This window comes from Amycolatopsis aidingensis (genome assembly GCF_018885265.1).
GTDB lineage: Bacteria > Actinomycetota > Actinomycetes > Mycobacteriales > Pseudonocardiaceae > Amycolatopsis > Amycolatopsis aidingensis.
Genome location: NZ_CP076538.1, coordinates 4,160,104 through 4,180,696 on the forward strand (window position 1 = coordinate 4,160,104; position 20,593 = coordinate 4,180,696).

21 protein-coding genes are annotated in these 20,593 nt (G+C 71.1%); 9 read left to right on the plus strand and 12 right to left on the minus strand.

From position 1 onward, the window contains the following. Window positions 1-2: 2 nt before the first annotated feature. From KOI47_RS19065 to KOI47_RS19080, 4 genes are all read right to left on the minus strand, one after another. A complete protein-coding gene (locus KOI47_RS19065; RefSeq protein ID WP_216205196.1) occupies window positions 3-1,484 on the minus strand; it encodes an amidase in 1,482 nt (493 codons plus the stop codon). A gap of 38 nt (window positions 1,485-1,522) precedes the next feature. Beyond that, the gene (locus KOI47_RS19070) at window positions 1,523-1,867 is read right to left on the minus strand and encodes a hypothetical protein (RefSeq protein ID WP_216205199.1); all 345 of its coding nucleotides are present in this window, start codon (window positions 1,865-1,867) and stop codon (window positions 1,523-1,525) included. Window positions 1,868-1,993: 126 nt separating this feature from the next. Next, window positions 1,994-3,421, minus strand: a complete 1,428-nt coding sequence (locus tag KOI47_RS19075; RefSeq protein ID WP_232376883.1) for a substrate-binding protein — start codon at window positions 3,419-3,421, stop codon at window positions 1,994-1,996. Window positions 3,422-3,434: 13 nt separating this feature from the next. Next, entirely contained in the window at window positions 3,435-3,782 is a 348-nt protein-coding gene (locus tag KOI47_RS19080) for an ArsR/SmtB family transcription factor (RefSeq protein ID WP_216205205.1), read from the minus strand. Between the two features lie 170 nt (window positions 3,783-3,952). Here KOI47_RS19080 and KOI47_RS19085 point away from each other — a divergent pair, with 170 nt between their 5' ends. After that, on the plus strand, window positions 3,953-4,471 hold the full coding sequence (locus tag KOI47_RS19085) for a DUF2165 domain-containing protein (protein WP_216205207.1): 519 nt from the start codon (window positions 3,953-3,955) through the stop codon (window positions 4,469-4,471). A gap of 24 nt (window positions 4,472-4,495) precedes the next feature. Here KOI47_RS19085 and KOI47_RS19090 read toward each other — a convergent pair whose 3' ends face one another. Genes KOI47_RS19090 through KOI47_RS19105 form a run of 4 tightly spaced genes read right to left on the minus strand, consistent with a single transcriptional unit; the run spans window position 4,496 to window position 9,097 of the window. After that, window positions 4,496-5,962 carry a glycoside hydrolase family 3 N-terminal domain-containing protein gene (locus KOI47_RS19090; protein ID WP_216205210.1) on the minus strand — a complete coding sequence of 489 codons (1,467 nt, stop codon included), beginning with the start codon at window positions 5,960-5,962 and terminating at the stop codon, window positions 4,496-4,498. Window positions 5,963-5,965: 3 nt separating this feature from the next. Then, window positions 5,966-6,811: a carbohydrate ABC transporter permease gene (locus KOI47_RS19095; protein WP_216205213.1), complete on the minus strand. Its 846-nt coding sequence runs from the start codon at window positions 6,809-6,811 to the stop codon at window positions 5,966-5,968. After that, window positions 6,808-7,788, minus strand: coding sequence for a carbohydrate ABC transporter permease (locus KOI47_RS19100; protein ID WP_216205216.1), 981 nt, complete (start codon window positions 7,786-7,788; stop codon window positions 6,808-6,810). The genes KOI47_RS19095 and KOI47_RS19100 overlap by 4 nt, the downstream gene beginning before the upstream one ends. A gap of 19 nt (window positions 7,789-7,807) precedes the next feature. Beyond that, on the minus strand, window positions 7,808-9,097 hold the full coding sequence (locus KOI47_RS19105) for a sugar ABC transporter substrate-binding protein (protein WP_216205217.1): 1,290 nt from the start codon (window positions 9,095-9,097) through the stop codon (window positions 7,808-7,810). Between the two features lie 428 nt (window positions 9,098-9,525). On the opposite strand from KOI47_RS19105, the gene KOI47_RS19110 reads away from it, so the two are divergent. From KOI47_RS19110 to KOI47_RS19140, 7 genes are read left to right on the plus strand one after another with little or no spacing between them, the layout of a single operon-like run. Then, entirely contained in the window at window positions 9,526-10,530 is a 1,005-nt protein-coding gene (locus tag KOI47_RS19110) for a BMP family lipoprotein (protein ID WP_216205220.1), read from the plus strand. Window positions 10,531-10,581: 51 nt separating this feature from the next. Continuing rightward, window positions 10,582-12,036, plus strand: coding sequence for an ABC transporter ATP-binding protein (locus KOI47_RS19115; protein WP_216205223.1), 1,455 nt, complete (start codon window positions 10,582-10,584; stop codon window positions 12,034-12,036). Continuing rightward, window positions 12,033-13,052 carry an ABC transporter permease gene (locus KOI47_RS19120; RefSeq protein ID WP_216205226.1) on the plus strand — a complete coding sequence of 340 codons (1,020 nt, stop codon included), beginning with the start codon at window positions 12,033-12,035 and terminating at the stop codon, window positions 13,050-13,052. The genes KOI47_RS19115 and KOI47_RS19120 overlap by 4 nt, the downstream gene beginning before the upstream one ends. Continuing rightward, the gene (locus KOI47_RS19125) at window positions 13,049-13,948 is read left to right on the plus strand and encodes an ABC transporter permease subunit (protein ID WP_216205229.1); all 900 of its coding nucleotides are present in this window, start codon (window positions 13,049-13,051) and stop codon (window positions 13,946-13,948) included. The genes KOI47_RS19120 and KOI47_RS19125 overlap by 4 nt, the downstream gene beginning before the upstream one ends. A gap of 26 nt (window positions 13,949-13,974) precedes the next feature. Continuing rightward, on the plus strand, window positions 13,975-14,511 hold the full coding sequence (locus KOI47_RS19130; protein ID WP_269756723.1) for a cysteine hydrolase family protein: 537 nt from the start codon (window positions 13,975-13,977) through the stop codon (window positions 14,509-14,511). Then, window positions 14,508-15,392: a carbohydrate kinase family protein gene (locus KOI47_RS19135; protein ID WP_216205235.1), complete on the plus strand. Its 885-nt coding sequence runs from the start codon at window positions 14,508-14,510 to the stop codon at window positions 15,390-15,392. Before KOI47_RS19130 ends, KOI47_RS19135 begins: the two co-directional genes overlap by 4 nt. A gap of 3 nt (window positions 15,393-15,395) precedes the next feature. Next, complete coding sequence (locus KOI47_RS19140) at window positions 15,396-16,139, plus strand: nucleoside phosphorylase (protein ID WP_216205237.1); 744 nt, start codon at window positions 15,396-15,398, stop codon at window positions 16,137-16,139. Between the two features lie 21 nt (window positions 16,140-16,160). Here the strand turns inward: KOI47_RS19140 and KOI47_RS19145 are convergent, their stop codons facing one another. Together KOI47_RS19145 and KOI47_RS19150 are read right to left on the minus strand one after the other, a co-directional pair. Then, window positions 16,161-16,409 (minus strand): anti-sigma factor family protein, encoded by a 249-nt coding sequence (locus KOI47_RS19145; RefSeq protein ID WP_216205239.1) that lies wholly within the window; start codon window positions 16,407-16,409, stop codon window positions 16,161-16,163. Continuing rightward, window positions 16,387-16,977, minus strand: coding sequence for a sigma-70 family RNA polymerase sigma factor (locus KOI47_RS19150; RefSeq protein WP_216205242.1), 591 nt, complete (start codon window positions 16,975-16,977; stop codon window positions 16,387-16,389). The genes KOI47_RS19145 and KOI47_RS19150 overlap by 23 nt, the downstream gene beginning before the upstream one ends. 231 nt (window positions 16,978-17,208) lie before the next feature. Between KOI47_RS19150 and KOI47_RS19155 the strand changes: the two genes are divergently transcribed. After that, on the plus strand, window positions 17,209-18,498 hold the full coding sequence (locus tag KOI47_RS19155; RefSeq protein WP_216205244.1) for an NAD(P)/FAD-dependent oxidoreductase: 1,290 nt from the start codon (window positions 17,209-17,211) through the stop codon (window positions 18,496-18,498). 10 nt (window positions 18,499-18,508) lie between these two features. Here KOI47_RS19155 and KOI47_RS19160 read toward each other — a convergent pair whose 3' ends face one another. Both KOI47_RS19160 and KOI47_RS19165 read right to left on the minus strand, forming a co-directional pair. Beyond that, entirely contained in the window at window positions 18,509-19,492 is a 984-nt protein-coding gene (locus tag KOI47_RS19160) for an LLM class flavin-dependent oxidoreductase (protein ID WP_216205247.1), read from the minus strand. Window positions 19,493-19,494: 2 nt separating this feature from the next. Beyond that, window positions 19,495-20,559 carry an NAD/NADP-dependent octopine/nopaline dehydrogenase family protein gene (locus KOI47_RS19165; protein WP_216205249.1) on the minus strand — a complete coding sequence of 355 codons (1,065 nt, stop codon included), beginning with the start codon at window positions 20,557-20,559 and terminating at the stop codon, window positions 19,495-19,497. Window positions 20,560-20,593: the final 34 nt, after the last annotated feature.

The following is a 20,593-nucleotide window of genomic DNA, read 5'->3' on the forward strand; positions in this document are numbered from 1 at the left end:
GGTCACATCCCCCATGGTGCCAGGCCCCACGGACGCTCGGCTTCGATCTGGGTGGCCAGCGCCAGCAGCAGGCCCTCACTGCCGAGACCGCCGACGAACTGCACGCCCAGCGGAAGGCCGGCCGGGGTGCGATAGGTGGGCACACTCATCGCGGGCCGCCCGGTGATATTCGCGAGCTGGGTGTACGGCGTGCGCGCCAGGTTGGCCAGTACCACCTGGTCGGCCGCGCGGCTGGACATCAACCGGCCGGCGAGCCCAAACCGCAGCATGACCGTGCCCGCGGCCCGCATCCAGGCCGGGACATCGAGTTCCCCGATCCGGGAAGGCGGATGCGCCAGCGTCGGGGTCAGCAGCAGGTCATAGCGCCGATGAAAGCTGGCCAGTGCCCGGTTGTAGTCGTTCCACCGCTCGTGCGCCGCCAGGTAGTCCACCGCGCCCAGTGCCCGGCCCGCGGCGGCCATCATCCGGGTATCCAGTTCGAAGCCACCCGGCCCCGCGCCGGTGTCCCGTCGAGTGGCCGCCACCTGCCGGGCGAGGTTGGCGAACCACATGGTGAGGAAGTCGCGGGAGAGCGCGCGCTCGTCCAGGCCGGTCTCGGCCGGCTCGACCACGTGGCCGAGGCCGGACAGCAACTCCGCGGCATCGGTCACCGCGGCCACCGCCTCCGGATGCACCGCCATCCCCACTGGGGAACGTGTCGTCCATCCGATCCGGAGCCTGCCGGGGTCGCGGCGCGCGGCCTCCGCATAGGGCTGCGCGGGACGCGCCGCGAGGTAGGGACCGCCCAGGTCCGGCTCGCCGGTCAGCAGGTCCAGCATCACCGCGGTGTCCCGCACACTCCGCGACACCACCCCGTTGGTGGCGGCACCATGCATCGGCTCGGCGGCACCGGGCCCGGCGGGCACCAGGCCACGACCTGGCTTCAGCCCGAACAGCCCGCAGCAGGCGGCCGGGATCCGGATCGAACCGCCGCCGTCGTTCGCCCCGGCGACCGGCACCACCCCGGCGGCCACCGCGGCCGCCGACCCGCCCGAGGAGCCGCCCGGAGTGTGCTCCCGGTTCCACGGGTTGCGGGCCGGGCCGTGCACCTCCGGCTCGGTGCTGGGTTTCGCGCCGAACTCGGGGGTGTTGGTCTTGCCGAGGATCACCAGGCCGGCGTCCAGCCAGCGCCGGACCACCATGCTGTGCTCGGCCACCGGCCGGTGCTGCAGGGCCCGGCAGCCCGCACCGGTTGGCAGGCCGGCGTAGTCCTGCAACAGATCCTTGATCAGGAACGGCACCCCGGCGAGTGGACCGGATAGCTCGCCGGTGGCCCGCGCGCGAGCCACCTCGTACATCGGCCGCACGATCGCGTTCAGTTCGCCGTTGACCCGTTCGGCGCGGGCTATCGCCGCCTCGAGCAGTTCGGCTGGGGACACCTCTCCCCTGGTGACCAGGCCGGCCAGGCCGACGGCGTCATATCGGCGATAGTCCGCGAAGTCCATCCGGCAAGGCTAGGTGATCGCGTGGTGCGCGGGCGGGATCAGCTCCCGGTCCGCGGTCGCGGCGGGCGGGGCCTGCGGAACAACTTGGCCAGCAGGCCCGGTGCCGCCTCCTGCACCGGCTCGACCGGCCGCGCCGCGCGTAGCACGTCCACGCACCGGGCGCAGGCCTGCCCCGGGGGCGCCACCGCGGGAGCGATCTGCACGAGATGGTCGCAGATGGCGCGGTAGTGCCCGGGAAACGGCGCGGTCGACGCCGCGAACTCCTCATCCGTCACGGCGTGGTCCCTGCCGTCCCGCACGCAGCGAAACCAGGTGGTGTAGACCCGTGTCGCCACGGCCGCCGTCTCGGACACCTTCGCCGTGAACTCCATTCGTGCGCTCAACTCACCCGCCTCACACCGGAGCTACCGCAACCACAGGTACGCAATGAGGGTCAAAGGCTACGGAGTAGCCAGGCAATACGTCAACGAGTGTCGTCACGTTGACACTTTTGGCGTAACTCCGAGGGGTCAGAACGGCGTATCGAGTACCCGGAAGCCACCCGGCCGGGCCTCGGCGAGGTGCAGCCGCTGCCGGAGCATGTGCGGTCCGGCCAGCTCGACCTCCCCGCGGGGCAGATCGGCGCGCAGCCGCCGCAGCTCGCCCGCCACCCCGTGCCGGTCGCCGCGCAGGTTGCGCACCGCCGCCGCGTACAGCAGGACCGTCTCGTACACCGCGGCCGACATCGAGGACACCGGCGGCGCCCAGCGGCCGAATGCCTCCCGGTACCTGGCGAGCAGTTCCCGGTTGCGCCGGGTGGGAAGTTGCTGGAAGTAGCCGAGCGAGGTCCACAGGCCGGTGGCGGCGCGATCACCCATCCGCTCCCGGGTCGACTCGTCCAGCAGCAGGGACAGGGTGCGGCAGCGGTCCCGCAGGCCCATCGCGAGGCTCTGCTTCTGGAAGGCGACCTCGTCGGCTCCGGCCAGGGTGGACAGCACCAGGTCCGCACCCGAGCGCATGATCTCCTCGATCACCGCGGTGAAGTCCCGCGTGCCCAGCGGGACGTACCGCTCGTCCACGATCACGTTGCCGCGTTCGGGCAGCACCGCCCGCGCCGCCGCATGTGCCCCGTGCGACCAGGAGTAGTCGTCCCCGACGAGGAACCAGTGCCGCGCCCCGGTGTGCCGCATGAACGGCACGACCGCCGCGCGCAGCTGGTCGCCGGGCCGCTCGCCGAGCCGGAAGACGTGGCCCGGCCCCGCGCCGCCCTCGTTGATCACCGCATGCACCAGGGGGATCCCCTGGTCCTCGACCGCGTGCTGCACCGCGGTGAACGTCGCCGAGGTGACGCTGCCGATCAGCACCCGGCAGCCCGCGCGCAGCAGTCGGCGCGCCTCCATGGCGCCCACCTCGGGGCTGGTCGCGTCATCGCCGACGAGCAGCCGCACCCGGCTGCCGTGCAGGCCGCCCTCGGCGTTCAGTTCCTCCACCGCGAGCTCCGCCAGATGCTCGCAACCGATGGTGGACACCGCCGCGGGCCCGGACTGGCTGGTGAGCAGGCCGATCCGGTGGGTGCCGTCCTCTTCCGGCTCCGCGGCAGGCCAGCCGCAGCGCCGGGCCAGCCATTCGACTCCGCCGTCCTCGACCTGCGCGGTGAGCCGCACGGTGGTCCAGCCGGCCGCGGCGGGCTCGAAGCCCACCCGCAGGCTGCCGCGCCAGGGCTCGTCGTGTGCCACCACGATCCGCCGCCCCGGGACGAGCCCGCTGATCCGGCCCAGTATCTGCACGGTGTAGCCGTGCCGGCCACGGCCGACCGGCAGGTGGAACGTCACCGCCGCGCCGAGGGCGAGCCGGTCGCACTCGGCGTCGAAGACCCATCCGGACCCCCGCCCGGTACCGAACAGGCTGAACACCTCGTCCGGGGTGGCCGCGATCGACTCCTCGGCCGAGAGCACCACCGAGCCCAAACTTCTACCCAGCCTTTCCGGAATGTTTGGGCAACGGTTCGGCGGGCGCGGTTTCGGCGCTCGTTTTCAGATCCGTGAGCGAGGACTGAAACAGCTCCTGCAAGAAGGTCAGCGCCTCCCGTGCCGGGCCTGCCGAGTCGAGCGAGTAGTACCGGTTGCGCCCCGCCTTGCGCTCGACCACCACACCGGAGGTACGCAACACCCGCAGATGACTGGAGACCGTGGTCCTGCCGACCCGCCCGACTTTGGCCGCGATATCCCCGGCACTGCACTCGCCGTGCCGGGCGAGCACCGAGAGAATCTCCCGTCGCACCTCGTCGGCCAGCGCATCGAACGCCCGGTCCGCAGTCATCCGCCCACTCCGTTCGAGGGGAAAAGCCAATAGTCGAGCTATATCCTAGCAATCGGCAGACAAATCAGCGCGGCCGGGACCACGGTGGATACTTCTTCGGCCAGTCTACCGCGTACGATAACCCCGGGAGAAACTGACGTAAATACCAACTCGTCGGTAGCCTTCCCGGCATGCGTCTTCTCGCCAGACTGGGCAGCCCGCACATGGTCCTCGCGGTACTCACCGCGATCACCGGCGGGTACATGGGACTGGTCGTCCTCAACAATGTCACCGATTTCGGCACCAACCAGGCATTCGTCCGGCACGTGCTGGCCATGGACACCACGTTCGAGTCAGCGAACCTGATGTGGCGGGCGATCACCGACCCGGTCCTTGCGGACATCACCTATATCGCCATCATCGGCTGGGAGGCGCTCACCACGGTCGCGCTGCTGGCCGGGTTCGTCGCCTGGGTGCGCGTGCTGGCCGGCCGCGCCGCCACGAGCACCGCCCGCCACCTGTCCACTCTCGGCTGGCTCATGCAACTGGTGCTGTTCGGCGGCGGGTTCATCGCCATCGGCGGCGAATGGTTCCAGATGTGGCAGTCGGCCGACTGGAACGGGCTGGCAGCGGCCATGCGGAACGTCCTGCTCGCCTCGGTCGGCCTCATTCTCGTCCACCTGCCGAACCGGGACACCGCCCCGGCCTGATCCGGAAGGCGCGCTGGTCCCGGGTCAGGACCTCCCGGCGAGTAACTCGGCCGCGGCGCGCAGGCTCACGAGGGAGCCGCCATGCGTGTCCACTCGGCAACCCGCCCCAAGGTCCGGTCCCGGAATCCCGGTCTCCACGTGCACGACCCGCGCGCCGAGCGCGACCAGTTCGGCGACCAGCCGGGTCACCTCCGGATGCCGGTGCGCGTCCCTGGTCGTCACCACCACGTCGCCGCCCCGCGCCTGCGCCGCCAGCGCCGTCGCGTCCAGCTCCGCGACGGCCGCGCTCATCGTGCGGGTTCCCGGCAGCAGTTCGGCCAGGTGTGGCCCGAGTCCCCACGGCACCGCGCCGGCCGCCATGCTCGGCGCCACCCGCAGGTCCACGACCAGTGGCGGTCCGGTCAGCCCGGCCTGGCCACGGATCCGGATCGCGCCGCGCGCTGCCGACCACCCGGCCCCGGGGTCGATACTGTCCCCGGCCGGCGCCGGTGCGGTACCGAGTTCGGCGACCCTGGCCGCGGCCTCGGCGAGCCTGTCCCCGGCCAGCTCGCCTGCCAGGACCGCCCGCACGATGGCGTCCACGACCCGGGTCACGGCCGCCTCGTCGGCGACCTCTCCTCCGATACACAGCGCGTCCGCCCCGGCGGCCAGCGCCCGCACGGCCGCCGCGGCGAATCCCGGCACGCTGCCGAGTTCCCCGGCCACGGCGCCCATCTCCAGCGCGTCGGTGACCACCGTGCCGGTGAAACCCAGTTCCCCACGCAGCACCCCGGTGATCGCCTTCGGGTTCAGGGTCGCCGGCTCGTCACCCCAGTCCGGAACCACCAGGTGACCCGGCATCACCGCGCGCACCCCGGCCCGCACGGCCGCGCCGAACGGGACCAGCTCCGTCGCGCGCAGTTCCGCGTCGGTACGCCGGAGCACCGGGAGCGTGAAGTGGGAGTCCGTTGTGGAGGATCCATGCCCGGGAAAGTGCTTGGCGCAGGCGGCGACGCTATGTCCTTGCAGTCCGGACACGAAGGCAGCCACCTGTTCGGCCGCGGCCGCGGGATCGGAGCCGAAGGAACGCACCCCGATGATGGGGTCGTCCAGCGCGAGAGTCAGGTCGGCACAGGGCGCGAGGTTCAGGGTGATCCCGCACCGGGCGAGCCTGCCGCCGAGCCCCGCGGCGACCCGGCCGGTGAGCCCGGGGTCGGCCACGGCACCGAGCGCCAGCGGGCCCGGCACCATGGACCCGGTCCGCGCGTCCAGCCTGGTGACGTCGCCGCCCTCCTCGTCGATGCCGATGACCACCCGGTCGCGCCCGCTGCGCAGCCGCGCGGTCAGCGCCGCCACCTGCTGGTCGTCCACCACGTTCCGGGCGAACAGCACCACGCCGCCAAGCCCGCGCTCCAGCGCGGCCAGCACCCAGTCCGGCGCCTCGATGCCGTCGAACCCCGCCAGCAGGACCCCCGCGGCGAGCTCACGCAGCTCACCATCCACAACGGACACTTGTCATCCTTTCACAGCTCCGGCGGTACCACCCGCGACCAGCTTGCGCTGAACCAGCAGGAAGAACACCAGCGCGGGCACGGAGTAGAGCACGGCACCTGCCATCGCACCACTCCAGTCGGTGCCGAACGCGGTCTGGAAGGACTCCAGCCACACCGGCAGGGTGTACTTGGACGAGTCGCGCATGAACACGAAGGCGTACAGGAACTCGTTCCACGCCGTGATGAAACCGAACACCGAGGTCGCTACCAGCCCGGGACCGAGCAGCGGCAGGGTCACCCTGCGGAAGGCTCCCCAGCGGCCGCAGCCGTCCACCATCGCGGCCTCCTCCAGCTCGACCGGGATCCCGTTGACGAAGCCGCGCAGGGTCCAGACGGTGAACGGCAGCGTGGTGGCGAAGTACACCAACAACAAAGACGGCAGCGTGTTCAGCAGCCCGAGATCCTTCATCAGCAGGTACATCGGGATGAACAGCGCCTCCAGCGGCGCCAGCTGGGCCACCAGCACCAGCAGCACGAAACCCTTGCGCCCGCGGAACCGCAGCCGGGCGAGCGGGACGGCCGCGAGCAGGCCGGCGACCAGCGAGCAGGCGACCGCGCCGAGGGTCACGATCAGGCTGTTGGTCAGGTAGGTGGTAAACCCCGGCTTGCTGATCGCGGTGCCGAAGTTGTCCAGGGACACCGAGAGCGGAATCAGGTCGTACTGCGCGGACAGCACCTCGAGCCGCGGTTTGAGCGCGCTGGTGATCATCCAGTACGTCGGGAAGGCGAACACCGCGGCCACCAGCAGGCCGATGCCGCCCAGCAGGATCCGCCGTGGCCTGGTCCGGCGCGACAACAGGCTGCTCATGCTTGTCCCTCCCTGGTCCGCAACAGCAGTTGCAGGTACCGCGCGGTGAGTACCACCAGCAGCAGCACCATCAGGGTGGCCACCGCGGAGGCCACCCCGAACCGGCTGTCCGCGATCCCCTTGAGGTACAGCAGTACCGGCAGGGTGGTGCTCTCCCCGTCCGGGCCGCCCTCCCGGATGGCCCATACCTGCGCGAACACCTTGAAGTTCCACAGCACGGAGAGAAACGTCGTCAAGGTGATCAGCGGCCGCAGCGCGGGCCAGCTGACCGCGCGGAACGCCTGGGACGGCCGGGCCCCGTCGATGCTGGCCGCCTCGTACAGGTCCTTGGGCACGCTGAGCAGCCCCGCGTACAACGTGAAGGTGACGAACGGGACCGCCTGCCAGATGATCAACAGGCTGATCACGCCCAGCGTGCTCACCCCGTCGGAGAACCAGGAGTAGCCCGCGAAGCTCTCGAAGCCCAGTTTGACCAGGGTCTTGTTCAGGATCCCGTACTGCTGGTCGAACATCCACTGGAACACCGTGGTGGAGGCGATAATCGGCATCGCCCAGGCCAGTACCAGGGTCACCTGCAGGATGATCCGGACGGCAGGTGGCAGATGTCGCATCAGCAGCGCGATCAGCAGGGCACAGCACATCACCCCGCCGACGCAGGTGGCGGTGAAGGCCAGCGTGCGCAAGGTGATCGTCCAGAACTCCGGGTCGGCGAAAATCTCCTGGTAGTTCGCCAGCCCGACCCAGATCACCTCGCCGCGGACCAGCGCACCGAGGTCGAGCCTGCGCAGGCTGATCCCGACCACCTGTATCGCAGGCCAGCCGAGGAAGGCCGCCAGCACGATCACCGCGGGCGCGAGCAGCAGGTAGGGCGCGGCGCGTTCGCCGGTGAGCCGCCGGAACACCGAGCGTGCCTTGCGGCCACCGGACGGTGCCGGCGGGTGCTCACCCGCCGGCACCGTGGGAAGTACCGTTGTCATATCGGCCCAGTGCGGCGGCTCAGCCGGCCAGCGCGCTGGTGAGCGCGGAGTTGGCGTCGGCCGTGGCCGTGTCGATGTCCTTGGCCCCGGTCAGCACCGCGGTCAGCATGTCCTTCAGCGGATTCTGCCCGGCCTCGATGCTGCCCCACTCCGGGCTGGCCGGAACGGCCCGCCCGTTCTGTGCCGCCTCGGCCATCGCCTTGCCGAACGGGTCGGCTTCCAGCGCGCTGATGTCCGTGGAGGTGCCGGGCACCATGCCGCCCTCGGCGATCTTGCCCTGGTACTTGGCGCTGCTGATCAGCTTCAGGTACTCCTTGGCCAGTTCCGGGTTCTTGCTGTTGGCCGGGATGGCGAGGTTGGAGCCACCGAGGAACACCGGTGCGTTCTCACCGGCGACCTTCGAGGGGATCGGGAAGGCTCCGGTCTTCCCCTCGATGTCCGGGGCGTCCTTGGCCACCTCCGCCATCTCCCACGGCAGGCCGATGAACATCGCGACCTTGCCCTGGCCGTAGATCCCCGACTGCGCCGGGGTCTGCTCGTCGGCATCCTTCGGGGCGGTGGTGCCGGAGGACTCCACCAGCTCCTGGTAGAAGGCCAGCCCCGCCTTGGCCTCGGGCGAGTCCAGCGTGCCCTGGAAGCCGCCGTCGGTGGCCTGCGCGATCTCGCCACCCTCGTCCCAGATGAAGGACAGCAGCGTGTACCAGTTCTGACCAGGCATGTACAGCGACTGGAACTCGGGGTCGTCGCCGAACTTCTCGTTCAGCTTCGTGATCGCGTCCAGCCACTCGGCCCGTGAGCTCGGCGGCCCGCTGATCCCGGCCTCGGCGAACATGTCCTCGCGGTAGAACACCTCACGGTTGGCGGCGAAGAACGGCATCCCGTACTGCTTGCCGTCGTACTCACCGGAAGCCCGCAGGCCCTCCAGCCACTCCGACTCGTTCAGCTCGGCGGCCGAGCCGGAAAGGTCGGTCAGCACCTGCTCGGCGGCGAACTGCGGGGTCTGGGTGTTGCCGAGCTCGATCACGTCCGGCGGGTTGTCCCCGGCCAGCGCGGTCGTCAGCTTCTCCTGGATCCCGTTCCACTGCTGCACCTCGTAGTTGACCGTGACCCCCTCGTTGGCGCCCTCGAACTCGCCGTGCAGCTCATCGGTGAGCGTCTCCGGCGCGGAGCCCTCCATCATCCACACGGTCAGCGTGCGCGGGCCGTCCCCCGGCTCCTCGCCACCCGCGTCGCCGCCGGAACCGGCACAACCGGTGGCCAGCATCGCCACCGCCGCAGCCGATACCGCGCCCTTCACCCAACGTTTCACTCCTGCCACCCTCCTCGCCCGGACCACTGCCGGGTAGTTGTCTAAGTGGTGTAGACCAATGGACGTAGAGCGTGGTCCGGACCACAGGTACTGTCAAGCCGGTTGCCAATCCGTTGCAAAGCCCATCATCCGGCGGTGACCTGGCGGAATAATCGCATTCCGAAAGATCGCTGGTCGCACCGATAACGAGGCATTCACCCCCGGACCGCGGGCAGGTCTGGTTAATCGTTGACCGATGCCCGGGTGTACATTCCGGGGCCATGAGAACGGGAGGGTTATGCACAATCCAGGCGACGGGGGCTGCCCGGAGCCTGCGGAGGGCGGCTCGGGGCGCCTGGATACGAGGTGAGGTACGGACGGTAGCCGAACCTACGGCTGTGCATAGCCCTCCCTTGCATAAGACTCTGGGTGTCGTTGCGTGCGTCCTGTTGCTGACGGCAGGCTGCGCCACCACGACGGAATCGGGGAACGGGCGGGACAAAGCGGCGCTGGTGATCGCACAGGGCGGTATCGGGGACGAGTCCTACAACGATCTCGCGCTCCGCGGGTTCGAATCAGCCACCGCGGAACACGACGTCGAGGGCAGCCCGATCGAATCCGAGCAGATCGTCGCGCAGGGCGAGCAGATCCTGCGCCGCGCGGCCACCACCGGCTTCGGCCTGGTGATCGACCTCGAGTTCTCGCACGGCGAGGTCCTGCCCACCGTCGCCGCCGAACATCCGGATGTCCGATGGGCGATCCTGAACACCGAGGTTACGGGCGAGAACGTGCTCTCGATCATGTTCGCCGAGCACGAGGGCTCCTACCTCGCGGGCGCGCTGGCCGCGCTGATGACCACCCAGGACAGCAACCCGAAGATCAACCCGGACAAGAAGATCGGCGTCATCGGCGGTACCAAGTCGGTCGGCATCGACAAGTTCGTTTCCGGCTACGTGCAGGGCGCGCGGGAAACCGATCCCGAGGTCGAGGTCCTGGTCAAGTACAGCAACACTTTTGGCGACCCGGCCACCGGGAAACAGCTCGCGTCGGCCATGTACGACCAGGGCGCGGACATCGTCTTCCAGGTCGCGGGCGGCACCGGTTCCGGCGTGATCCAGGAGGCCGCCGACGCGGGCCGCTACGCCATCGGGGTGGACACCAACCAGGACGACCTCGCACCGGGCCATGTGCTCACCAGCATGGTCAAGCGCAGCGATCAGGCCGTGGCCAGGACGGTGCGGATGTTCGCCGAGAACCGGTTCCCCGGCGGGGAGACCATCCACCTCGGCCTTTCCGAACGGGGTGTCGGGCTCACCGACTTCGCGCACACCAAGCAGGACATCCCGCAGCGGGTCCGCGCCCGGATCGACGCGCTGCGCGAGGAGATCGTCAGCGGCGAGCGGGACGTCTGGAACGTGGTGGACCAGGGTTACCCGAGCTGGCTGGCCGGCTGAACGGTGGCCGCCCCGCTCGGTGCGCGTGCCGTGTGCCGCAGGTTCGGCCAGGTGATCGCCAACGACGACCTGAGCATGGATGTCCACAGTGGAACCGTGCATGCCGTCGTCGGGGAGAACGGCGCGGGCAAGACCACCCTGATGCGGATCCTTGCCGGCCTCGACCAGCCCGACTCCGGCACCGTGGTGCTGGACGGCGAACCTGTGCGGCTGCGTGGCCCGGGCGAGGCGGCCGCACGCGGTATCGCCATCGTGGAGCAGGAACCGGCCATGGTCGGCGAGCTCACGCTGCTGGAGAACCTGGTTCTCGGCGCGGAACCGCGGCGCGGCCCGCTCATCGACTGGCGCGGCGCCAGGGCGCGGGCGCACCGGGTGGCGGCCGAGTCCGGCCTCGACCCGCCGTGGGACACCCGGGCGGCGGACGCCCCGCTGAACGCGCGCCAGCAGGTGGCCATCCTGCGCGGGCTGCTGCGCTCGGCCCGGGTGCTGATCCTGGACGAGCCCACCTCGGCGCTGGCGCCGGAACAGGTGCGGCAGCTGTTCCGGCTGCTGCGCGGGCTGCGCGCGGCCGGGCGCACCGTGGTGTTCATCAGCCACAAGCTGACCGAGGTACTGGACATCGCGGATGTGGTCACGGTGCTGCGCCACGGCAGGGCCGTCACCACCGTGCAGGCCGCCGCCCTCGGGCAGCGCGAGCTGACCGAGCTGGCGGTCGGCGAGCACGTACCGGAAACCGGGTTCGCCCCGGCCGCCCGGCCGGGTGGCCCGGCGCTGACGCTGGCGGCCGTGGCCGCCCCCGGAACGCCGGGCCTGCACGAGGTGTCCTGCACGGTGCGGGCGGGCGAGATCGTCGGGATCGCCGGCGTCGCCGGAAACGGCCAGGACGAGCTGCTCGGCTGTGTCACCGGCCTGCGCCCGCTCACCGCGGGCCGGATCCTGCTGCACGGTAAGGACGTCACCGCGGCCACGGTGGCCGGTCGGCGGGCGGCCGGGCTCGGCTACATCGCCGCCGACCGGCTCCGCGAAGGGCTGGCGCTGGACGCTTCCCTGGCCGACAACGCGATCGCGGGCGCGCACCGCGGACCGGTCTCCCGCCGGGGCCTGCTCGCCCGCGGCGCCGTACGCGCCGCGGTCGACCGGATCACCGGTGAGTATGCGGTGCGGTACGGCCGCCGCACCGATCCGGTGCGCACCCTTTCCGGCGGCAACCAGCAGCGGCTTGTGCTCGGGCGCGAGCTGGCGCGCGGGCCCGGCCTGCTGGTGGCGGCGCACCCGACCCGTGGGGTGGACGTGCAGGGCATCGCGTTCCTGCACCGGCGGCTGCGTGCCCTGCGCGACGACGGCGCCGCCGTGCTGCTGGTGTCCGAGGAACTGGACGAACTGCTCGCGCTCAGCGACCGGATCGTGGTGCTCTCCGGCGGCCGCGTGGCCGGGGAGACCGGCGGCGGACCGCACAACCGAGCGGCCGTCGGTGAGCTGATGCTGGGCCGGGGCGGCGGCCGGTGAGCGCACTGCTGCCCGGCAGGCTGTTGCCCGCGCTCGCCCCGATCCTCGCCGCACTCGCGGTCGGCGCGCTGGTCCTGCTCGCCACCGGGGACAACCCGCTCACCGTCTACCCGCTGCTGCTGCGCGAGGCGTTCGGCGACCTCGACCGGATCGCCGCCACCCTGGTCGCGACCACCCCGCTGCTGTTCACCGGGCTGGCCACCGCGGTCACCTTCCGCGCGGGGGTGTTCAACGTCGGGGCCGAGGGCGGGTTCGTGCTCGGCGGCCTGGCCACGGCCGTCGTGGGCGCGCACCTGACCGGACTGCCCGGCCCGCTGGCGATACTGCTCGCCCTGGCGGCGGGCACCGCCGCCGGAACGGCGGCCGCCGCGGTCCCCGGCTGGCTGCGGGCCCGGTGGGAGGTGAACGAGGTGGTCATCACGTTGATGGTCAACTTCATCGCCCTCGGCCTGGCCGGCTGGCTGGTGACCTCCTTCCTGCAGGCCGAGGGCGTGGCCAACTCGGCAACCCCGCTGGTGCCGCCGCAGGCCTGGCTGCCGGTGCTGCTTCCGCCCGGCCTCACCGTGGGCGTGCTGATCGGGCTGGCCCTGCTGGCCGGGTACGCGGGCTGGATCCGCTACTCGGTGCCCGGCTACGAGCTGCGGATGACCGGGCACAACCCGGAGTTCGCGCGGGCGCAGGGCATCCGCACCGGCAAGGTGGTGCTGGCCGCGATGCTGGTGTCCGGCGCGGTGGCCGGGCTGGGCGGTGGGGTGCACACACTCGGCGTGGTGCATCGCTTCGTGGAGGGCTTCTCCCCCGGCTACGGCTTCACCGGCATCGCCGTGGCGCTACTCGGCCGCAACGGTGCCCTCGGCGTCACGCTCGGCGCCGTGTTCTTCGGCGCGATGTCCTCCGCGGGCGCCACCGTGCAGTTGTTCAGCGACATCCCGCTGGACATCGTGCAGGTGCTCACCGGAGCGGTGATGATCTTCGCGGTGGCCAGGTGGGCCCGGTCCCTGGACGTGACGCGGTGATCGAGTCCCTGCTCGCCTCGGCACTGCTGCTGTGGACCCCGCTCGCGCTGGCCGCCACCGGCGGGCTGATCAACCGGATCGGCGGCATCGTGAACATCGGGCTGGAGGGCCATATGCTCGCCGGCGCGCTCGCCGCGGCGCTGGCAAGCGGGGCGGCGAGCCACTGGCTGGCCGGTGTCGCCGCCGCGGCCGCCACCGGCGCCGGGCTCGGCCTGCTGATGTCCCTGCCGATCACCCGGCTCGGGGCGAACCCGATCGTGGTCGGTCTCGGGTACAACATCCTGATCGCCGGGGTCGCTGGCTACCTGCTGAGCAAGCTGTTCGAGGTGTCAGGGACGCTGCGGGTACCGGGGCTGGACCCGCTGCCCCGGCTGGACCTGCCGCTCGTCGCCGATGTTCCGGTACTGGGCGTGCTGGTCTCCGGCAAGGACCCGTTGTTCTGGCTCGCCGTCCTGCTGGTTCCCGTGGTGGGCCTGCTGCTGCGGCATACCCGCGCCGGACTCCGGTTGCGGGCCGCGGGCGCCGGTGCGCGGACCGCGCGGTCGCTCGGCCTGCCTGCCACCCGGATCCGGGACGGCTCCAGCCTACTGGCCGGGCTACTCGCCGCCGTCGCCGGTGCGCAGCTGTCCCTGGGCCAGGTCGGGCTGTTCCACACCGAGATGGTCGCCGGGCGCGGGTTCATCGCGCTCGCCGCCTTCTACTTCGGCAGGTCCCGGCCGTGGCCGACAGCCGCGGCCTGCCTGCTGTTCGCCGGGTTCGACGCCGGTCAGGCCCGTTTCCAGACCGGGGGTGGTGCCGCGCACCTGCTGCAGACCCTGCCGTATCTTGTAGTGGCCGTGGTACTGGCGGTAACCGGCATCCGGGAAAGTCGTCGCCGAACCCGAAGGGCAGGCTGATCATCGCAACCCCAGGAACCGCCCTGATCCTCGTGGACGTGCTCGAGGCGTTCTTCACCCCTGGCAAACCCGCCTACTACCCCGAGTCGGCCGAGGTACTCGACCCGCTGCGCGGGCTGCTGGCCAGGGCGCGGGAGCGGGGGCGGCTGGTGGTGCACGCGGTGGAGCGGCACTATCCAGGGCTGGCGGACTTCGAGCACAAGAAGCTCCCGCGGCACTGCGAGATCGGCGACGACCAGGCCCGCTACGTCGAGGGGTTCGAGCCTGCCGGGCTACCGGACGAGATCGAGGTGCCCAAGCGGCGCTACTCCGCCTTCTACGCCACCGACCTGGACCTGCTGCTACGCGAGCAGCGGATATCCAGGGTGGTGGTCGCGGGTGTGAAGACGAACGTCTGCGTCCGCGCCACCGTGCAGGACGCGTTCGCCGCGGGCTACGAGGTGCAGCTGCCGAGGGAGGCGACGAACTCCAACCGTCCGCACCTCGCCGAGGCCAGCCTGGAAGACATCGACCGGTACTTCGGCAGGGTCGTCTCACTCGAACAAGCATGGGAAAGCCTGTGACGACACGAGTCGCGGTAGTGGGGTACGCCAGCGTGGACCACGCGATGGCGACCGAGGAGTTCCGCGGGGCGCGCGGCACCACTCTGATCAGGGAACGGTTGTCCGACCCGTGGCCGGACATCGGCGGGATCGCCTACGCCGCGCGCGGCCTGGCCGAGGCCGGCCTCGACGTCAGCGCGGTGACCTGGGTCGGCGCGGACGCCCTGGGCCAGGAGTACACCGAGCGGCTGGCCTCCGCCGGGGTGAACACCGCCGGAGTGGTGGCGGCCGGGGAACGCACCCCGTCCTGCTACCTGTTCTACGGTCCCGAAGGCGACACGGTGGTGGTCTACGACCCCGGGGACCGGATGCCGACCGGCCTCACCGAGGTACAGCGGGAGGTCCTGGCAGGCTGCGACTGGGTGTGCCTGCTGGTCGGCCCGCGCTCGGCCACCATCGACGTACTTCGAATGCTACGCCCCGAGCAGCGGCTCGCCTGGGGAGTCAAGGGTGATCCGGACGCCTACACCGCCGCGCTGGTGCATCGCCTGCTGTTCCGGCTCAGCGTGCTCACCTTCAGCGCGCGGGAGCGGGTTTTCCTGGAGCGGATGCTGACCCCGCGCACACTGCGCGACCGGACGCCGGCCGAGGCGCTGCTGGTGGAGACCAACGGCGCGGCCGGAATCCGGTTCTGGCACGGTGCGCACCGGGGCGCGCTGTCAGTCACCCCGATCGACGCGGTGGACACCACCGGCGCCGGCGACGTGCTGTTCGCGGCGACGGTGGCCAGCATGATCGAACAGCCGGAGGACGGCGAGCGGGCCGTGCGCCACGGGGTGGACGCGGCCACTGGGCTGCTGCGCGGCCGCCTGCCGGCCACCCTGCGGATCCGGACGGAGTAGCCGGTGACCGGTAGGGCCTGGTTCCTCCGGTGCGGCCCGGAGGACGTCGGCGAGCGCGCCGTGCTGGTGGGCGACCGCGGCCGGGTCACCGCGGTCGCCGAACTGCTCGCCGAACCGCGCCTGCTGAACACCGACCGCGGGCTGACCACGGTGACCGGCCGGTACGCCGGGCAACGGGTCACCGTGACCGCATTCGGGATGGGCGCACCGGCGGCCGTGCTCGTGCTGGAGGAGCTTGCCGCGCTCGGCGTGCGCACGTTCCTCCGGCTGGGCACCGCGCTGGCGGTCGGCGGCACCCGGCTCGGCGACCTGGTGCTGGCCGAGGGCGGGATACGCAACGAGTCCACCTCGGCCTGCTACGCCCCGGCCGGCTTCCCCGCGGTCCCGGACGCCGGGCTGTACGCGGCGACGCGGCAGCGGCTGAGTGCCGCGTCGCACTCCTGGGTGTCCGGACTGTTCGCCTCCCAGGACGGCTTCTACACCGAGATGGTCGCCGCCAGCCCGGAACGCGCGGCCGCGGTATCGGCGCACCTGGCGGAGCTGGCCCGGTACCGGGTCCGCGCGGTGGACATGGAGACCTCGGCCGTACTGGTCGCCGCGCGGGTGCTCGGAGCGCGGGCCGCCTCGCTGTGCCTGGCCAGCGTGACCGCCGCCGACCAGCGTCGGATGGCCGACGCTAGTCGGGGCCGGGCGGAACTCGACCTGATGCGCACCGGGCTGGACGCGCTGACCGGCGACCCCGGCTGAGCCGCCCGTGGGCTCAGGCGCTCAGAACAGGGACACGTGCCCGCTGGTCTCCGGGGTCCAGTCGTCCGGCGAGCGGGGCGCGGGCGCCTTCGGCGTGGTCGGCCAAGACTGCTTGACCTCGTCCAGCAGACAGGGCACGTCCTGCAGCTCGAGCAGCTCGTCCTGGCAGCGCTCGCACTCCATCAGGTGTGCCTCGAACGCCACATGGTCCGGCTGATCGAGCACTCCGAGCACGTAAGCGGCGATGTCAGCGTGGCTGGTCCCGGCCATCCTCGCGTTCCCCCCGATCTCGCAACGCACGACGTAGCGCACGAACGGCGTGGTAGATTCTCGATTTGACCGTACCCGGCGGAACGCCGAGAGACACCGCCGCCTCGTTCACGGTTCGATCACGGATGTATGTCTGCAATACGGCATCACGTTGCTCCGGTGAAAGGGTACTGAGCGCCTCGTACACCACGAGTGCGGCCAGTGTTCTGTCTGATTCGTCGGGAACCCCGACCGAATCCGCATCGACCTCCTCGACCTCTTGCGGCCGGGCCTTTCGACTTCGCCAGCCATCGATGACGATGCGTCTCGCCACCGTATACAACCAGGCCAGCAACGTGTCAGGTCTGCGATCGAGCTTGTGCGCGTTGCGCCAGGCCCTGATCAGCGTCTCCTGCACGACGTCTTCGGCCCAATGCCGGTCCTGACCAGTCAGTTTGAGCGTATACGCCATCAACTGCCTGCCGAATTCCTGATACAAGGTCCGCACGAGGTCGTCCGAGCCAGCCGCGCTGGCGTACTGACGGACCACGGGGTTGAGTGTCCGGCTTGGGTGGGCCACGGGGAACATCCTTGTGGTGTGCTGGGCTATGTGTCCAGTACCGATATCACGAGATTATTTCTTTGAACCAGACCGGATCATCCGCCGTATATCCCACTGCAGGCCCCGCAAACGTCGCACCCCGAGCGACCAGACCGTCCACTATGGAACATAAGGTCCATAGTGGATTCACTGTGCCCGCTTGCAGCGGTTTCGCCGGTTGAGGGGGCTGTCGGCCACGCGCACACCAGGGAGGAACGGATGACCGACAGCGCGGAACGGATCGTGATCGTCGGCGCGGGCGTGGCCGGGCTGCGCGCCGCCGAAAGACTCCGTGAGCTGGGCTTCGACGGGGAAGTGGTGATCATCGGCGACGAACGCCGCCGGCCGTACCACCGCCCCGCGGCGTCCAAGCAGCTGCTCGGTGGCACCGCAAGGGAGTCGGACCTGGCCTTGCGGACATATATCGACCTCGACGCGCGGTGGCGGCTCGGCACGATGGCCACCCGGCTGGACACCACCCACCGACTCGTGCATCTGCCGGGTGGTGAGGAGCTGCGCTACGACGGGCTGGTCATCGCGACCGGGGTGGTGCCGAAGCACCTCGCCGGTGCTCCCCGGCACGATCCGCGGGTACGGGTGCTGCGGACGGTCGAGGACGCGGTCGCGGTGCGGCGGGCGCTGGCGGGCAACAGCAAACCCGCCGTGGTGCTCGGCAGCGGGCTGATCGGCTGCGAGTTCGCGGCCACGATGCGCCACCTCGGCAGGGACGTGACGATCGTGGGCCGCTCCTCCACCCCGCTGGACCGGCTGGGCACCGCGGTCGGCTCCGCGGTGACCAGGCTGCATCGCCAGCACCGGGCCGGGCTCGCCCTTGGCACCTCGGTGCGGCACTGGATCAACCTGAAGGACGGCATCGGGCTGCACCTGGCCAACAGCAGGTTGCTGGTCGCCAGCTGCGTGGTACTCGCGATCGGCAGCGTGCCGGCCACCGACTGGATGCGTGGCTCGGGCCTGGTACTCGAGGATGGCGTGCTGTGCGAGGCGACCCTGTTCGCCGCGGGGGTGAACGACGTGGTCGCGGCCGGGGATGTGGCCCGCTGGCCGAACCTGCGCTTCGACGAGGTGCCGCGGCGGGTGGAGCACTGGATCAACGCCGTGGAGATGGGCCGCGCGGCCGCGGAGAACCTGCTGGCAGGACAGCAGAGCGCGCGGCCATTCACGCCGATACCACGGGCCTGGTCCGGGCAGTACGAGGTACGGCTGCAGACGGTGGGGCTGCCGGCGCTCGGCACAGACACGGTGCGCCTGGCCGAAGGGGTGACCGGATACGTCCGCTCCGGCAAGCTGGTCGGCGCCTGCACCTGGGACCGGCCGAAGGCGATGCTGCACTGGGCCGAGGAGCTGGAACGCCAGCTGCCGGTGCCGGAGCCCGCCCGGCCGAGCCGGCACGCCCGCGAGCCGGAGATCACCCCGCTGGCCACGGTGCCGACGGTCCCGGCGCGGACCACGACTCCGCCGCTGGGCGACCTGTGGTTGTCCGGTGCCTAGGCGTACTGGATCACTCGTGCCGCGAGTTCAGCACCCCGCCGATGAGCTCCAGCGCGGTTCCGGTGTCCGGACCGAGCTCGCCGGAGAAGGACACCGCGCCGAAACCGGCCTCGGCCAGCCGATCCAGGCCCGTGGCCAGGTCTTCGGCGTCCCCGGCCGCCATGAACAGGTCGACGGTGCGGTCGCTGATCTCGCCAAGCCGTTCGGTCGCCCCCTCCCGCACGGCCGCCCGCGCCGCCTCCACCTCGGCCTTCGGCACCTGGTGGAAGTCCAGCAACGGGCCGAGATGCGGCAGGAACGTGGCCAGCACACCCCGGGCGCCCCGGCGGGCGTACTCCCGGTCCGGGTGTACGAAGGTCCAGTTCTCCACGACGAAGTCGACCTCGGCGGGATCGCGGCCCGCCTGCTTCGCACCGGCCGCGACATGCTCGGCCAGCATGCCGGCGTAGGCCGGATCCCACTGCGCCGCGACCCGCAGGCCGTCACAGTGCGCCCCGGCGAGTTCGGCGCCCTTGGGGCCGAGGGCGCCGAGGTACACCGGGATCCGGCGACCGGTGCCGAACCGCAACCGCGCCGCGCCGTCCAGGCTGAAGGTCTTTCCCTGGTAGCCTGCGCCGTCCCCGCTGACCAGCGCCCGGATCACGTCGATCGCCTCACGCACCCCGGCCAGTGTCGCCGGGTTACGCATACCGAGCAGCTCGTACATCGAGCCACGCCCGATCCCGAGCACGGCCCGCCCGCCGGAGAGTTCGTCCAGATGGGCCAGGTTCGCCGCGAGCTGCGCCGGATGGGTGAGATAGGGGTGCGTGACGTTCGGCCCGAGCTGCAGCCGCGAGGTGGCGCGGGCCAGGTCGCACAGCACCGGCCACACCGGCCTGCGCAGCAGCACGTCGTGCACCGTGATGTCCTCGAAGCCCAGCTCCTCGGCCCTGCCGGCCAGCTTGGGGTAGGCCTCGATCGGCAGATTCCCGTGCAGTTGCAGGAGGTAACGCATCCTCACCTTTCGCTGGTCGCCATGCCCGCGCGAGCGACGCGGCGCAGTTCGTCCAGATCGCGGGTACCAAGCAGGTCCGGGCCGCGCCCCGAGGCGACCAGGTCCTCGCCGAGCGCGGTGCCCATCAGCGCCAGGATCGCGGCACCGGTCGGTGCCGGGACGCCAGCCAGCCGCGCGAGTTCCACGTTCAGCACCAGCCCGCACCGGATGTCCTCATGTACGTAGCGGTGTTCGATGTGCACGGACTCACGCCACAGGTTGGAGGCCAGCAGCCGCGCCTTGGCGTCCGGCGGGTACATCGAAGTGTCCTTGCCGAGGTGGTAGTCCAGCAACGGCCAGTGCGGCTCGCCGAACCCCAGCCGCTCGCGCAGGGCGATGCGCTCGGTGTCCAGGGCCCGGGTCGTGGCCAGCACGGAGGGCGAGGTGCCGTCGGCGTGGATGTCGAAACGGTCGCCGAAGGATTCGATCGCCCCCAGGTTGTGCACGATGAGCGGGGGATGGATGACCGGACCCCAGTTGGCGAGGGCAGCATCCAGCCCGTCGCGTACCCGCACAGCCATCGGAAAAGCGGCGGCGAAGCGGGCATATGCCTGGTCTGCGAGCGGGCCGGTGCCGGGAATCGAGCCGACCGGCAACCGGCTGGCCGTGACCGGGATGCTGACCTCGCCCGGCGCCGTGACGCGCGCAAGGTACGGCAGGGTTCCGGTCTCCAGAAAGGCCACATCGGGCCGCAGCCGTGCGCCGAACCAGGTGCCGAGGGTACCCGGGGTGAAGGCCACCGCCTGCCCGGGCTCGAGCACGGGGGCCAGTGCGTCCAGCAACTCGGGTTGCGCCGAGGCGGGCACGGGCGCGACCACGAGGTCACAGCCCGCGACCGCGGCGCTCAGGTCGTGGGTCACCAGTGCGACCGTGACCTCGCCGCTGGTCTCCCCTGCCACGTACCGCACGCTCCCGCCCGGTGGCAACGGGGCCCGCCTGCGCCACCAGCGGACCTCGTGCCCACGGAGGGTCAGATCGACGGCGGTGGCATGGGAGCCGTTCCCGCCGCCCAGTACGGCCACGATCACCGGTGCCTCCACGATCCGGGCTGCGTGTTGCCGG